15 protein-coding genes and 5 tRNA genes are annotated in these 15,301 nt (G+C 45.1%); 1 reads left to right on the forward strand and 19 read right to left on the reverse strand.

The genetic code is table 11. The features are described 5' to 3' along the window. Positions 1-69: 69 nt before the first annotated feature. The 18 genes from rpoB to KD145_RS14525 all read right to left on the reverse strand — a co-directional run bounded on the left by rpoB (position 70) and on the right by KD145_RS14525 (position 13,796). Positions 70-3,879: a DNA-directed RNA polymerase subunit beta gene (rpoB, locus tag KD145_RS14440; RefSeq protein WP_212006556.1), complete on the reverse strand. Its 3,810-nt coding sequence runs from the start codon at positions 3,877-3,879 to the stop codon at positions 70-72. Between the two features lie 217 nt (positions 3,880-4,096). Further along, on the reverse strand, positions 4,097-4,468 hold the full coding sequence (gene rplL, locus KD145_RS14445; RefSeq protein ID WP_113617224.1) for a 50S ribosomal protein L7/L12: 372 nt from the start codon (positions 4,466-4,468) through the stop codon (positions 4,097-4,099). Positions 4,469-4,598: 130 nt separating this feature from the next. Beyond that, positions 4,599-5,126: a 50S ribosomal protein L10 gene (rplJ, locus tag KD145_RS14450; protein ID WP_212006557.1), complete on the reverse strand. Its 528-nt coding sequence runs from the start codon at positions 5,124-5,126 to the stop codon at positions 4,599-4,601. 61 nt (positions 5,127-5,187) lie between these two features. Beyond that, complete coding sequence (gene rplA / locus KD145_RS14455; RefSeq protein WP_212006558.1) at positions 5,188-5,877, reverse strand: 50S ribosomal protein L1; 690 nt, start codon at positions 5,875-5,877, stop codon at positions 5,188-5,190. Between the two features lie 42 nt (positions 5,878-5,919). After that, entirely contained in the window at positions 5,920-6,363 is a 444-nt protein-coding gene (gene rplK / locus KD145_RS14460; RefSeq protein WP_212006559.1) for a 50S ribosomal protein L11, read from the reverse strand. A gap of 228 nt (positions 6,364-6,591) precedes the next feature. Then, the gene (locus KD145_RS14465) at positions 6,592-7,836 is read right to left on the reverse strand and encodes a transglutaminase domain-containing protein (RefSeq protein ID WP_212006560.1); all 1,245 of its coding nucleotides are present in this window, start codon (positions 7,834-7,836) and stop codon (positions 6,592-6,594) included. A 38-nt stretch (positions 7,837-7,874) separates the two neighbouring features. After that, positions 7,875-8,441 carry a transcription termination/antitermination protein NusG gene (nusG, locus tag KD145_RS14470; RefSeq protein ID WP_212006561.1) on the reverse strand — a complete coding sequence of 189 codons (567 nt, stop codon included), beginning with the start codon at positions 8,439-8,441 and terminating at the stop codon, positions 7,875-7,877. A gap of 3 nt (positions 8,442-8,444) precedes the next feature. Continuing rightward, complete coding sequence (gene secE, locus KD145_RS14475) at positions 8,445-8,642, reverse strand: preprotein translocase subunit SecE (RefSeq protein WP_113617219.1); 198 nt, start codon at positions 8,640-8,642, stop codon at positions 8,445-8,447. A 107-nt stretch (positions 8,643-8,749) separates the two neighbouring features. After that, positions 8,750-8,823 (reverse strand) — tRNA-Trp (locus KD145_RS14480). Positions 8,824-8,924: 101 nt separating this feature from the next. After that, positions 8,925-10,112: an elongation factor Tu gene (tuf, locus tag KD145_RS14485; RefSeq protein ID WP_113617218.1), complete on the reverse strand. Its 1,188-nt coding sequence runs from the start codon at positions 10,110-10,112 to the stop codon at positions 8,925-8,927. Between the two features lie 264 nt (positions 10,113-10,376). Then, positions 10,377-10,448 (reverse strand) — tRNA-Thr (locus KD145_RS14490). 25 nt (positions 10,449-10,473) lie between these two features. Beyond that, a tRNA-Gly gene (locus tag KD145_RS14495) sits at positions 10,474-10,546 on the reverse strand. A gap of 175 nt (positions 10,547-10,721) precedes the next feature. Then, positions 10,722-10,804: transfer RNA gene (locus tag KD145_RS14500), tRNA-Tyr, on the reverse strand. Positions 10,805-10,858: 54 nt separating this feature from the next. Beyond that, positions 10,859-10,935 (reverse strand) — tRNA-Thr (locus tag KD145_RS14505). 238 nt (positions 10,936-11,173) lie between these two features. Continuing rightward, positions 11,174-11,473 (reverse strand): ribosome hibernation-promoting factor, HPF/YfiA family, encoded by a 300-nt coding sequence (gene hpf, locus KD145_RS14510; RefSeq protein WP_212006562.1) that lies wholly within the window; start codon positions 11,471-11,473, stop codon positions 11,174-11,176. 163 nt (positions 11,474-11,636) lie between these two features. After that, positions 11,637-12,575: a tyrosine-type recombinase/integrase gene (locus tag KD145_RS14515; RefSeq protein WP_249219835.1), complete on the reverse strand. Its 939-nt coding sequence runs from the start codon at positions 12,573-12,575 to the stop codon at positions 11,637-11,639. A gap of 91 nt (positions 12,576-12,666) precedes the next feature. Then, complete coding sequence (gene rpsU / locus KD145_RS14520) at positions 12,667-12,864, reverse strand: 30S ribosomal protein S21 (RefSeq protein ID WP_212006564.1); 198 nt, start codon at positions 12,862-12,864, stop codon at positions 12,667-12,669. Between the two features lie 179 nt (positions 12,865-13,043). After that, on the reverse strand, positions 13,044-13,796 hold the full coding sequence (locus KD145_RS14525; protein WP_212006565.1) for a LexA family transcriptional regulator: 753 nt from the start codon (positions 13,794-13,796) through the stop codon (positions 13,044-13,046). 108 nt (positions 13,797-13,904) lie between these two features. Between KD145_RS14525 and KD145_RS14530 the strand changes: the two genes are divergently transcribed. Further along, positions 13,905-14,351, forward strand: a complete 447-nt coding sequence (locus KD145_RS14530) for a hypothetical protein (protein WP_212006566.1) — start codon at positions 13,905-13,907, stop codon at positions 14,349-14,351. A gap of 81 nt (positions 14,352-14,432) precedes the next feature. On the opposite strand, the gene KD145_RS14535 is transcribed toward KD145_RS14530, so the two are convergent. Then, on the reverse strand, positions 14,433-15,107 hold the full coding sequence (locus tag KD145_RS14535; RefSeq protein ID WP_212006567.1) for an SdpI family protein: 675 nt from the start codon (positions 15,105-15,107) through the stop codon (positions 14,433-14,435). Positions 15,108-15,301: the final 194 nt, after the last annotated feature.

The following is a 15,301-nucleotide window of genomic DNA, read 5'->3' on the forward strand; positions in this document are numbered from 1 at the left end:
TTTATTCCTGCGAAATATCCAAGCTATCAGCCATTAGCTGCGGAGCTAACGGCTGGTAGCTAAAAGCTCTTAGTCAAATTTCAGATCCAGACCCAGACCACGCAATTCATGGATCAATACGTTGAAGGATTCAGGAACACCCGCTTTCGGAATGTTATCACCCTTCACAATTGATTCATATGCTTTGGCACGACCAACGATATCATCGGATTTAATAGTGAGCAATTCCTGCAGAATGTTGGCTGCACCGTATGCTTCCAGTGCCCACACTTCCATCTCACCGAAACGCTGACCACCAAACTGTGCTTTACCACCCAAAGGCTGTTGTGTGATAAGGCTGTACGGTCCGATAGAACGGGCGTGCATCTTATCATCCACCATGTGGCTCAGTTTCAGCATGTAGATAACACCCACGGTTGCTTTCTGGTGGAAGCGGTCACCCGTTTCACCATCATACAGGTAAGTGTGACCAAAGCTTGGCAGACCTGCTTCATTGATATATCCGGCTATTTCTTCTGTAGTGGCACCATCGAAGATCGGTGTAGCGAAACGCATGCCCAGCTTCAGACCAGCCCAACCCAGTACAGTCTCATAGATCTGTCCGAGGTTCATACGGGAAGGTACACCCAGCGGGTTCAGTACGATATCCAGTGGTGTACCGTCTTCCAGGAACGGCATGTCTTCATCACGCACGATCTTGGCTACGATACCCTTGTTACCGTGACGTCCCGCCATCTTATCACCCACTTTCAGCTTACGTTTGCTGGCCAGGTAAACCTTCGCCAGTTTCAGTACACCAGCAGGCAGCTCGTCACCAATAGAGATGTTGAACTTCTCACGTTTGTAACGGCCCAGCTCTTCGTTGTACTTGATGTTGTAGTTGTGGAGCAGAGTGTTGATCTGGTCGTTGGTTACCTCGTCGGTAGTCCAGCCCAGCGGATTCACGTTCATGAAGTCAACGTTCACCAGATTCTTCTGAGAGAATTTGGAACCTTTGGAAATCAGCACTTCACCGTAAGTGTTGGTAACACCCTGAGACGTTTTGTCTTTCAGTAATACCAGCAACTTGCTCATCAGCACTTCCAGCAGGTCTTCCGTATTTTTCTGGTGGATTTTCTCCAGTTTCTCAATCGCCGCTTTTTCACGGGTCTTGGAGTTTTTATCTTTTTTCGCGCGGCTGAACAGCTTCTTGTCAATCACCACACCTTCTGTAGATGGAGGTGCTTTAAGGGAAGCGTCTTTAGCATCAGATGCCTTGTCACCGAAGATCGCTCTGAGGAGTTTTTCTTCCGGAGAAGGATCAGATTCACCACGCGGAGTGATTTTACCGATCAGGATGTCACCTTCCTTAATGTGGGCGCCCACACGGATAATACCGTTCTGGTCGAGGTCTTTGGTAGCCTCTTCGCTCACGTTCGGGATATCCGGGGTCAGTTCTTCCTCACCCAGTTTGGTGTCACGTACTTCCAGTTCGTATTCGTCGATGTGGATGGAGGTAAAGAGGTCTTCACGTGCTACACGCTCAGAGATTACGATCGCATCCTCAAAGTTGTAACCTTTCCATGGCATGAAGGCCACTTTCATGTTACGGCCCAGTGCCAGCTCACCACCGCGGGTAGCGTAGCCTTCGGTCAGGAAGTCACCTATTTCCACACGCTGACCTTTCTTAACGCAAGGTCTGAGGTTGATACAGGTGCTCTGGTTCGTTTTCACGAATTTGGTCAGGTTGTATATTACCAGGTCGTCTTCGAAGCTCACCAGTTTCTGCAGCTCGTCACGCTCGTAACGAACATGGATTTCCTTGGCGTCCACGAATTCGATCACGCCTTTTCCTTCTGAAGTGATTTGCAGACGGGAGTCGCGTGCTGCCTTTGCTTCCAGGCCGGTACCTACAATAGGAACTTCCGGATTCAGCAGTGGCACGGCCTGACGTTGCATGTTTGATCCCATCAACGCACGGTTGGCGTCATCATGTTCGAGGAACGGAATCAGGGAAGCACTCAGACCTACGATCTGGTTAGGCGCTACGTCCATAAACTCCACATCCTGTCTGTCCAGGATCGGGAAGTCGCCGGTTTCGCGGGATTTAACTTTATCATTGATGAAGTTTCCTTTGTCATCCAAAGGAGCATTTGCCTGTGCAATTTTCACGGTATCTTCTTCCTCAGCGCTCAGGAACTCCACACTATGCATATCTACCTTACCCTGATTAACCTTACGGTAAGGAGTTTCGATGAAGCCCATTTCGTTCACTTTCGCGTGTACGCAGAGGGTAGAGATCAGACCGATGTTCGGACCTTCCGGTGTTTCGATCGTACACAGACGGCCGTAGTGGCTATAGTGAACGTCACGCACCTCGAAGCCTGCTCTTTCACGGCTCAAACCACCGGGACCGAGAGCGGAGATACGGCGTTTGTGCGTGATTTCAGACAGCGGGTTGGTTTGGTCGAGGAACTGAGACAGCTGAGAGGTACCGAAGAAGGAGTTGATCACAGAAGACAGGGTCCTCGCATTGATCAGATCTACCGGTGTAAACACCTCGTTGTCACGAACGTTCATTCTCTCACGGATGGTACGGGCCATACGAGCCAGACCAACACCAAACTGAGCATATAACTGCTCACCCACAGTACGTACACGACGGTTGCTCAGGTGATCGATATCGTCGATCTCTGCTTTACCGTTGGTCAGCTGTACCAGGTATTTGATGATGGAAATGATGTCGTCTTTTGTCAGCACTTTCATATCGAGTGCAGTAGACAGGCCCAGTTTCCGGTTGATTTTATAACGACCTACATCTCCGAGATCATAACGTTTGTCGGAGAAGAATAATTTATCGATGATACCCCTTGCTGTTTCATCATCCGGCGCATCGGCACCACGCAGTTGGCGGTAGATGTGCTGAACGGCTTCCAGCTCGGAGTTGGATGTATCCTTATTTAATGTATTGTAGATGATGGAGAAATCACCGCTCACCTCTTCCTTCTGTACGAAAACGCTCTTCAGGCCCATATCTACGATGGTCTCGATGTTTGCTTCGTCCAGAATGCTGTCACGTTCGAGCATAATTTCATTACGCTCAATACTTACCACCTCACCGGTATCCTCATCCACAAAGTCTTCCACCCAGCTTCTTAAAACACGGGCAGCCAGCTTTTTGCCGGCATATTTATCAAGACTTTTCTTGTCTGCTTTTACTTCATCAGCCATACCAAACAGCTGCAGGATGTCCTTATCGGTTTCGTAGCCGATAGCACGCAGCAGTGTGGTAACAGGGAACTTCTTCTTACGGTCGATGTAAGCGTACATCACATTGTTAATGTCTGTCGCAAACTCCATCCAGGCACCTTTGAACGGGATCACCCTTGCAGAGTAGATCTTCGTTCCGTTCGGGTGAACAGATTGACCAAAGAATACACCAGGAGAGCGGTGCAGCTGGGATACAACTACGCGCTCAGCACCATTAATAACGAAAGTACCTCTTGGGGTCATGTAGGGTATGTTACCTAAGAACACGTCCTGCACAATAGTCTGAAAATCCACATGCTCCTCATCATTACAGCTGAGGCGCAGTTTGGCCTTCAACGGTACGGAGTAAGTAAGCCCACGTTCAATACACTCCTCAATGGTATAGCGCGGAGGGTCTACGAAATAATCAAGGAACTCCAGATTGAAGATATTGCGGGTATCTGTAATCGGGAAGTTCTCCTTAAATACTTTAAAAAGGCCTTCGTTATTTCGTTTGTCTGGTGTGGTTTCTAATTGGAAGAAATCCTTGAAAGATTGGATTTGGATAGCCAACAGATCCGGTGTCTCAGTAACTTGTTTGATCTTTCCAAAATTTACTCTTTCGCTTGTTTGGGCTTTTTTTAGAGACATATTCGAAGTTAGCAGTTATATGACTTGTAAGAATTAGGGAAATTAAGATTTCTTTACCAATATTCATCCTCAATAAAGTATGCCTTCTACACATGGTCAAAGTCACCTTGGGTGATTCCCCGTTTTGACTCCTGAAAAAGACACTTTCCCAAAGGGAATAAGGCCAAAAGTGCAGGAGCACTTTTGACCTTGAAAAAGATGTATACTAAGCAAAGAATTACTGAATTTCAACTTCAGCACCTGCTTCAGTCAGCTTAGCTTTCAGATCTTCAGCTTCTGCTTTGCTAACGCCTTCTTTCACAGATTTAGGAGCGCCGTCAACCAGTTCTTTCGCTTCTTTCAGACCCAGACCGGTCAGGTCTTTTACAACCTTAACAACGTTCAGTTTAGATGCACCTGCGGATTTCAGAACTACGTTGAATGCAGTTTTTTCTTCAGCAGCAGCAGCTTCGCCACCACCTGCAGCAACAACTACCGCAGCAGCTGCTGGTTCAATGCCGTACTCATTTTTCAGTACGTCTGCGAGTTCTTGTACTTCCTTAACAGTTAAACCTACTAATTGTTCGGCTAATGCTTTTACGTCTGCCATTTTATAATGTTTTTAAGTAATTTTTTGTAATGATGTTAATTATATATTGTGACTTGGAAGCCATTGTTATTATGAAATTTTAATATTTGATTATTTAAATATTTAAATAGCCAAATAGCTAAATTCCAGATTATTCTGCAGCAGGAGCTTCTTCCACGGCGCCTTCTTTCTTGCCTTTTTCCAGCAAAGCAGCGATAACGCGTTTGGCAGGAGATTGCAACAGACCAACGATTTCTCCGATGAGTTCGTTTTTGGTCTTGATGTTGGTCAGGGCAGTCAGTTGGTTGTCGCCAACGAAGATTTCGTCTGCTACGAAAGCTGCTTTCAGAACTGGTTTTTCCAGTTTGTTGTTAGCTTTACGGAAGCTGGAGATGATTACTGCAGGCTCTTTCGGGCTGTCAGAGAACATCAGGGCAGTTACACCGTTCAGTGAATCATAAATACCAGCGTATTTTTCGTTGTCCAGTGATTCCAGTGCTTTGCGGATCAGGGTGTTTTTAGCCACCTTCATTTCCACATTCTTATCGAAGCAAACTTTCCTCAGGTTATTCACCTGCGCTACCGTTAATGATTCGGTGTTAGTGATGTAGAAGTTGCTATATTGAGAGAACTTACTTTTCAGCAGTTCGATCACCTCATTTTTTTGATCTTTATTCATATTATTACGTTTGTAGCAAGCCATTTTCCTTGCGGAAAAAAGGCTACACACTCGTGATCAATTAGTTTTGAACAGATTTAGTGTCGATTGCAATACCAGGGCTCATTGTGCTGGCCATGGACAGACCTTTCAGGTAAGTACCTTTTGCTGTAGCTGGTTTCAGCTTGATGATAGCATTGATCAGCTCCATAGAGTTCTGCTCAATTTTATCGGAAGCAAAAGAAACACGACCGATAGAAGCGTGGATGATACCAGCTTTATCAACCTTGAAGGTAATTTTACCACCTTTCACGTCATTTACTGCTGCTGCTACGTCGTTGGTAACAGTACCGGTTTTCGGGTTTGGCATCAGGTTGCGGGGACCCAGGATTTTACCCAGTTTACCGATTTTAGGCATTACAGCCGGAGTAGCGACGATTACGTCGATATCAGTCCAGCCAGCTTCAATCTTCTGGATAAATTCGTCCAGACCTACGAAATCAGCACCAGCTTCTTTAGCGGCAGCTTCTTTGTCAGGTGTGCAAAGCACTAAAACTTTCTTTGTTTTACCAGTACCGTGAGGAAGCGTTACGGAACCACGGATAGCCTGGTCTGCTTTCTTAGGATCAACGCCTAAGCGGATATGTAAATCGACAGAACTGTCGAATTTAGTACAGTTAATCTCTTTTACCAGGTTGGATGCGTCTTTCAGCGAATACGCCTTATTTTTATCCACCTTAGCCTGAGCGACTTTTCTCTTTTTTGTTGCCATTGTCAAAATGATTTAAAGTTCCTGCCTTAACAGGTGAAACAATTAGTTTTCCCAGGGTGCTTTACCTTCTACAGTAATACCCATGCTACGAGCAGTACCAGCTACCATTTTCATAGCGCTGTTCAGTGTGAAGCAGTTCAGATCAGGCATTTTATCCTGTGCAATTGCTTCTACCTGAGCCCAGGTAACTTTACCCACCTTGTTACGGTTAGATTCTTTAGAACCACTTTGTATTTTAGCAGCTTCCAGCAGCTGTACAGGAGCCGGAGGAGTCTTGATTACAAAGTCGAAAGATTTATCAGTGTAAACAGTCAGCAGTACAGGCAATACTTTACCCATTTTGTCCTGGGTACGGGCATTGAACTGTTTGCAGAACTCCATGATGTTCACACCTTTGGAACCCAGAGCGGGACCAATTGGAGGTGCAGGATTGGCCTGGCCGCCTTTAACCTGCAATTTCACGTACGTTGCGATCTCTTTTGCCATACTATTTGATTTAATTTGGTTAAAACGCCCTCTGCAGAGCAGAGAACTCCCAAATTTAAAAGGAACGAAATAACCTTTTAAAGGGGATGCAAAGGTAATTATTAATATGAAAACAACAAAAAGTTTTCGAATTTGGGCATCCTTTTTGCTACCAGACGCCTTTTTTTTACAAATCTATTGCATTCACACAAAAAAAACCTTATTATCCGGGGAGCGGCAAAGTTACACCTAAAATGCCAATTTATAAAACAGTGACTTCCGGAAAACCTTTCCCGTTTTGATATATTTTGTCACAAAAGCCTGCTCTTCCGCCAGCCTCCGCTTCATTTGTGCTACTGACTCCTCTAACTCCGCCAGCACACGACGATTCCCCGGATCTGTAATTGTCAGTCCCTGTAATTGCTGCTCTATCTCCGTAGTCTTACTCATCATTCCATCTACCCACTCCCGGATTTCCTTGTCCGGCTTCGTAGGAGTAAACTGATTATTCCGGAACACCACATAATCATTAAAACTGTTGACTACCCTGTTGTACCGGCTGCTACACGCATTAAGCCTGTCAATCACACCGTTCTGGGCTATAACTTCTGCATTGTGCTTTTCTACCATCGTCACATTGATGAGGTAGGTCATTTCACCAGAAACCATCTGATTGGTCACCCCGTAACGATCTATCCTGGCCACAGCATTGGCTGCCCTGTCCTGTAAAGACATACTGGTAAAGGCCGCCAACGTATCACGGTAGGCAAAACGAGGTCTACCGGCGCCGGCCGCCCATTTCCCATCCCGTATCTCATCGTGCCTTAGCGGCTGCTCCAGGAACTGGTATAATGGATCAAAGGGTACATGTGTTTTAATAGATACAGCCGGTGATACCAGGAAGTATTTCCAGTTGACCCGGGCTATATATTTATTGTTGATCACCCCACCTGATCCCCAGGTAGGGTCTATCAGCTGCCACTCGTTGTCCAGCAATACGGCTACCCAGGCATGACTGGCGTTATCCACCTTCCCGTTGGTCAGCGTATACCCGCTTATCAGGCAGGCTGGTATGCCAGCTTGCCGGCATACATCCATAAACAGGGCAGAATACCCCTGGCATACGGCGGTACGGGTTTGCAGGGTTTTTCTGATAGCGTCTGTGGTATCTTTATAATAGTCGGGTTTAAAGGTGTTCACCATATCGTACTGGATATGGGAAGACATCCAGCCATACAGGGAACGGAGGGCTGCCAGTTTACTTTCACTATGGGAGGCCAGATAAGTGGCCATGGATGTGGAGGAACCCGTCACAGAATCAGGGATAGAAGCGAAAGTGATGGCGGCTGCTGAGGTATTGGTTGTTTTTTTGACAGGAGTCTGGGCGGTTGCCTGGAGGAGCAACAAGCTACAGGTTAGGGTGCTGATCAGTCGTTTCATCGTTGTCAGATCAATAAACTGGTAAATAATAAAAGTAAAAAAGCGTTCCGGCATTCCGGAACGCTTTTTCAATAAAGTTATAGCTGTGGTAACTATGATAATTTTTCCACCTGCATGAAGTTGAGTTCCACAGGAGTGGCACGGCCAAAGATTTTCACCGTTACTTTCAGTTTCTTTTTGTCTTCGATCACTTCTTCGATTACACCGTTGAAATCGTTGAACGGGCCGTCGATGATCTTGATGGTTTCGCCGACGATGAAAGGTTCACTCATGGTGAGTCCCTGATCGCTCAGTTCGTCCACTTTACCTAACATTTTGTTTACTTCGGCTTTACGGAGTGCAATGGGTTTTTCCTTACCGAGGAAGTGGATTACACCAGACACGTTACGGATAGCCTGGATCACTTCATCTGTCATTTTACCATCGATGGCTTCAATCATCACATAACCGGGGTAGAAGTTTTTTTCACGCATCACCTTTTTACCAGCCTGCACCTTGTAAACTTTTTCCACTGGCAGAAACACCTGAGTGATCACATTGCCCCAATCAGACCTGCGCACTTCAATATCCAGGTATTCCTTCACTTTTTTTTCCTTGCCACTAACAACGCGGAGTACATACCACTTTGTTTCCTGAGCAGGAATATTGGTTGCATCCATGTTTTATTTTTTGAATATTTCGTAATAGTGTGCTAACACAAAATTGGAAGCGGCGTCCATCCCCCATACCAATGCTGTAACAAAGAGGGTCGCTATCAGCACGATCATGGTAGAAGACTGCAGTTCCTGCCAGGTAGGCCAGGATACTTTGTAGACCAACTCATGATAAGACTCACGGAAGTAGTTTCTGATCTTATTCATTCTGTAAAGTTAACGATTTATGGTCAATTGATTAAAGCCTAAAAATGGTTGAATTGTTCTATTTGATAATAATAACAATTCAACCATCTATATATTTTTAATTAACCTGGCACGGGTACTAGGATTCGAACCCAGATCAAAGGTTTTGGAGACCCGTATGCTACCGTTGCACCATACCCGTGTATAAAGCCATTAGCGTTGAGCTCTCAGCAGTCAGCAAATATAATAATAATTCCTGACATTTAATAGCTGAAGCTAATGGCTTTTAGTATTGTGAGATACTTATTTCAGGATTTCAGTAACCTGACCAGCACCTACTGTACGACCACCTTCGCGGATAGCGAATTTCAGACCTTTGTCCATAGCGATCGGTTGGATCAGTTTTACAGTCAGTGTTACGTTATCACCAGGCATTACCATTTCAACACCTGCAGGCAGTTCAACTTCACCAGTTACGTCAGTTGTACGGAAGTAGAACTGAGGACGGTATTTGTTGAAGAACGGAGTGTGACGGCCACCTTCTTCTTTGCTCAGTACGTAAACTTCGCATTTGAATTCAGTGTGCGGAGTGATGGAACCTGGTTTGCAGATAACCATACCACGACGGATCTGAGTTTTCTCAATACCGCGCAGCAGCAGACCAGCGTTGTCACCAGCTTCACCTTCGTCGAGCAGTTTTTTGAACATTTCAACACCAGTGCAAGTGGATTTCAGTGGTTCTTCCTGCAGACCTACGATTTCAACGTTCTCACCCACTTTAATACGACCGCGTTCGATACGACCGGTAGCAACGGTACCACGACCAGTGATAGAGAATACGTCTTCAACGGACATCAGGAAGTCCTGATCAACCGGACGAGGAGGCAGCGGAATGTAAGTATCAACAGCTTCCATCAGTTGGTCGATAGCGCCAATCCATTTAGCGTCACCAGCCAGCGCACCGGTAGCAGAACCCTGAATAACAGGTACGTTGTCACCGTCGAAGCCGTTAGAAGTTAACAGGTCACGGATCTCGATCTCAACCAGTTCCAGCAGCTCAGGATCGTCAACCAGGTCAACTTTGTTCATGAAAACAACAATACGAGGTACACCTACCTGGCGAGCCAGCAGGATGTGCTCTCTTGTTTGTGGCATAGGACCGTCTGTAGCGGCAACCACCAGGATAGCACCGTCCATCTGAGCGGCACCGGTGATCATGTTTTTCACATAGTCAGCGTGACCAGGGCAGTCAACGTGAGCATAGTGACGGCTAGCAGTCTGATACTCTACGTGAGCTGTATTGATAGTGATACCTCTTTCTTTTTCTTCAGGAGCCGCATCGATCTCATCATAGCCTCTCTTCTCAGCCAGACCCTTGTTCGCCAGAATTGTGGTAATGGCAGCAGTCAAGGTAGTTTTACCGTGGTCCACGTGGCCGATGGTACCAATGTTTACGTGGGGTTTATCCCGCTTAAAGGTTTCTTTTGCCATTGTATTTTCTTTTTAGATGGTTTGTAAAGATTGTATTGATAGTTGTTTTAAAAAAACGGTTTTACAAACTTGTACCGTTGATGAGAATTGAACTCACGTCCTTCCCGGAAAATTGATGTGGGTTGCTCTACCATTGAGCTACAACGCTAAGTTTTATTTCGGAGTGCGGAATTTACAAATTCGAATCCGAAATTCGAATTTTATGGAGTTGGTTTGTTGTGAAGTAATCTCACCACAATGATTCTTCTCTTCTAAAATTCAAAGAGCTGTTGAAGAGAATTGAACTCTCGACCTCTTCCTTACCAAGGAAGTGCTCTACCCCTGAGCTACAACAGCTTGAAAATTGCATGAATATTATGCGAGCGGGAGACGAGGTTCGAACCCGCGACCTACAGCTTGGAAGGCTGTCGCTCTACCAACTGAGCTACTCCCGCATAATGGACACTTTAAACAACAGGTTATTACGCTGTTTAAAGTATTCCCAAATAAATAAAAGAACATAAAGGCTGTTGTAACACAGGACCAAACCCTTCACTTCTGAACTACTCACCTTCCACTCAACAACTAAGTTCCGCCTCTGCAAGGGCAAAGGCGGAACACGCCGTTTTGTGGGCAGGATAGGATTCGAACCTATGAAGTCGAAAGACAGCGGATTTACAGTCCGCCCCATTTGGCCGCTCTGGAACCTGCCCAATTGTTTTTGATTCTGACATCTGATCATCGAGAGATGATGCAGATTAAAATCGTGGAGCCAGCAGAGGGATTCGAACCCCCGACCCACTGATTACAAATCAGTAGCTCTGGCCAACTGAGCTATGCTGGCATCTTTTCAAAAAACCTTGCTTTCAAAAAAGTAACTCATTGAAAGAGAGCGCAAAATTAATTGATTTTTTCAAATCTCAAAATCTTTTTTTCAGTTTGTTACAAATATTTAAAAATTTATCTGTCTCGCTGAAAACGCCCTACCATAAAGAACTTTGCTACCTTTTACCGACCCTCTTTTTGAATCGGGATGGCAAAGGTAGCAAAGAGATTGATATTTCCAAAATTATTTTAAAAAATTATTGAAATTTCTTTTCCTTCTGCTTTTTAACCTGGTTGACTAAGGAGTCAAAAGCTAAGTCAAATGACTCTTCGAAGGATTTGGACTCATGCTTCACAAAGAGGTCCTGGCGGGGAATTCGTACTCTTATTTCGGCAATCTTATCTTTAACCTGATGCGCTAAATTATCCAACTTTAAAAACACATCCACACTGATGATCCGATCGTAAAAGGTGTTCAGCTTCTGCAATTTTTTGTTCACGTGATCAATCAGTTTTGAATCAGCATCAAAATGCACAGTTTGAATTTGAACGTTCATAACACTAATTTTTTAATATTTAACAATCTAGGTTCTAGTTAGTAAACTATGGTCATAGGCATTCTCTTGATTGTGAAAGAACTTCTGTATTAAATATACTCACTTTTGTAATGCAATGATCTTCTGATGCGTAATATTTTGTTAAAGGTGAATAAAATGTACGTTACGCCTTAGGATGTGCCTGCTGGTAAACCTTCTTCAGCTGTTCTATCGTTGTATGCGTATAAATCTGTGTAGAAGTAAGACTGGCGTGGCCCAACAGGTCCTTTACCGCTTTCAGGTCGGCCCCGTTGTTTGTCAGATGCGTGGCGAAAGTATGCCGCAGCAGGTGCGGACTTTTCTTCCGGAACGTAGTGATTTCATGGTCCGTCAGGTATTTGCGCACCATGAGGTACACATATTTGGGATATAACCGTTGCCCGCTGTGCGGATGCACCAGCAATACACCTGACTCAAATTCTTCCAGCTGACGGCGTTTCTGTGCCATATACTCACTAATCTGGTCATACAGCCGGTTGCTGATCGGAATAATCCGTTCCTTCCCTCCCTTTCCCATCACTTTAATGGTCAGGTTACCTTTATCGACCCTGAACTCCTGTAAAGAGATCAGTTCCGACAAACGGATACCGGTCTGGTAAAATATTTCGAAAATAAGGCGGTGGGTATCTCCTTCGAAGTCGTCTGCAAAAATAACGGGGGAGGTGACAGACACCGGGCTGCGGTTATCTTCCAGGGCTTTCATACCTTTTTCATCAATAAATCCTGGCAGGCGGCGGCTGATTTTAGGCGCTACCACTTTGGCCATCGGGGTCTGCTGCAGCAGTTCCTGGCGGATACAGAATTTGAAAAAGGATTTAAGGGAGGATATTTTCCGGTTAACGCTTTTGGCTGTCATGGCATCTTCCATCAGACTGGCGAGCCAGCTGCGGACCATTACGTGGGTAATATCTCCTACGGACACATTACCGTAGGCAGCCGTAGTATAATCGAAAAACTGAAGGAGATCGTTGCGATAAGCGGTGCAGGTATGCTCTGAGTATCGCTTTTCGAGCTGGATATGGGAGATGAACCGCTCGGCTAAGGAATATAGTATTTCGTTCAACGCAAAAAGATTGATGATTGTAAAGTTATCAAATAACCTTACAATCATCAAATATTTTGAGTTGTCAGCCAGTGATGGCTAAAGACAAGGACTAAGCTTCAAGTTTACCACTCGCCAGCTGTTGTTTGTAAACAGCCTTTAACACCTCGTTACGGCGTTTAACAGATGGTTTAGTGAAAGACTGGCGGGATCTGAGCTGAAGCAGGATACGTGCTTTCTCAAATTTCTTTTTATATTTTTTAAGCGCCTTGTCTATGTTTTCGCAATCTTTAGAATCAATGATCAACATAATTTTTGCCTCTTATTTTTTAGGAACGCAAAGATAACATAACATTTTATAAAAACAAAAAACCAATTTCCGATTCCGGGATTTTTTGATGTATCGTACTGATATGCAGGGGAAAAGGAATTGATCTATGCCACTGCTCACCGGTGCGTCCTATCAAAAAATCCCATTACCGGCGACTGTTAATCTTTGATTTTCTTTTTCAGGAGACTTACCTGATCCTGCAGGTGGCTGACCATATCAGCCAGATGGTTGACACTCATACGGCTTTGCTGGCTGGATTTGCTGATAACGGCATCAGACTGCCATAATTCCAGCACATCCTCCATTTCCACCGGATAAGGTTCAAACTGGGGATTGTCTGATACGAGTGTAAGCCTGGATTTGGAACGGGTGCTTTTCACCACTCTTTTAAAAACAATGCCTTCACGGGAAGTGATTACCACGTAGGTTTCATTGCTTTTGATTTCTTCCCAGCCTTCTACCTTATGGCATACGATAACGGAACCGGAGGTAACAGGCAACATGGAATCACCGGCAATTTCAAAAGCGCGGTAATCGCCGGCACCCAGCATAGGCAGGGTGAAGGTGTTGAGCTCCTCAATAAATTCATCGTCATTGTAGCCGGCAAGGTAACCGGCGGCAGCTTTCACCGGTACAAACTGTATCGCCTGACGGGCGCTGCCCAGTTTCTGCTGGCGGCGCTTCTCCAGGAAATTATCTTTCTGGGAACCGAGATCACGCCGGAGCAGGTCATCGATGGAAACCCGGAACATGTCACTGACCTGTTCCAGCACCTCCGTACGTGGCTCCGCACGCTCTTCCTCGTATGCACCCAGCAAAGAACGCTTGATGCCCAGTTTGTCTGCAAACTCTTGCTGCGTCCAGCCTTTTTGCTTACGCAGATATTTCAAATTCTGACATACTACGGACATAACCTAAATAATTTAGTACCTTGCTAACAAAATTAGCAAATAATTTTATAAAATCCCAAATATATTCAAGCCGCTTCGCTTATTTTTGCGCGGTAAAATCAACATGTTATGGTACATCTACACTCCATTCTGAGATGGGCAATCGTATTGGCTGGGCTTTGGGCAGTTATCCGCGCTTTTAAAGGTGTTTCCGGCAAAACGCCGTTCACCGCAGCTGATAATAAAGCAGGATTGTTTTTTATGATCTTCTGTGATATCCAGCTTTTGGTAGGACTGCTGTTATATTTTGTATTTAGCGAGAAAGCAAAAGCCGGACTGGCAGACATGGGCGCCGCTATGAAAAATCCTGCCCTGCGCTTTTTTACTGTTGAGCACACCCTCATGGCTGTGATTGCCATCGCCCTGGTGCATATCGGCAAATCCAAAGTGAAAAAAGCTACTTCCGATGCTCAGAAACACAAGCTGGCCCTTACATTCTATGGCATTGCATTTATCCTGATCCTGGCGCTCATCCCCTGGCCTTTCCGTCAGGCACTGGGTGCAGCCTGGTACTAATATCAAGCAAAAACGTATTGATGAAAAATGGCGGTCAATAGACCGCCATTTTCTTTTTATTGATTGACCACTACGAAATACTTATCCTTTGTCCTTATTATACAACCGGAAGGAGTAGATATAAGGCAGGGCTGCCAGTACAATAGCCGCAAAGAAAATCAGAAACACCCCGGTAATCAGCGGCAGGAAAAAACTAATGATGATCATCACCACACCGGCACTGATCCATAAAGTAGCCGCCATCTGGTGCGTTTTAGTCCATATCTCACTGCTCTGCAATGTCCAGGGCGTTCGCACCCCGATGTAATGGTTGGGCGTTGTTTGCAGTTTCCGCAGATACAACCCGATACCGATCACCAACACACCTATCACCACAAAGGCCCAACGCGCCATTTCGAACGGTTTGCCCAGACTCACCATAAAGATAATCAAACAGGAGAACAACGCCAGATAAATATGTATGGCAAACCGTACCCTGTAATATTCCCGCTGCTCTATTGTAGACACCACCGGACTATTGCTTTCTTCCGGGGGAATATAACGGAACAGCGCATAGATCAATGCGTTGGTCACAAACTGAAAGATCATCAACAGCAGAAAAGCTGTTCTGCCATTCATCCCCTCCGGATTCCCACTCTTGTCGAAGCTTGTTGGAATATCCACCGGCAGATTGTTCCAGATAATGGCCAGATAAGCCATGGGCAAGAGTAGCAGGGCCAGGATGAGAAACTCCTTCAATGCATTGGTTTGTTTCATGGGACGATAGTTTAAAAGATCAACATTCACTTTCGCCTTATTCCCTCATTACCATTCCCTTATACTACAGATTGCCCGTCTGATATGTTGTATCAAAGATAGGAAAATTGAAAATGGGGATAAAATCCAAGCAATAAAATACTAATTATTTTAGTATTACTAATAAATTTAGTAAATTGCGGCTACAAAAGTGA

The organism is Chitinophaga sp. HK235 (genome assembly GCF_018255755.1).
Classification (GTDB): domain Bacteria; phylum Bacteroidota; class Bacteroidia; order Chitinophagales; family Chitinophagaceae; genus Chitinophaga.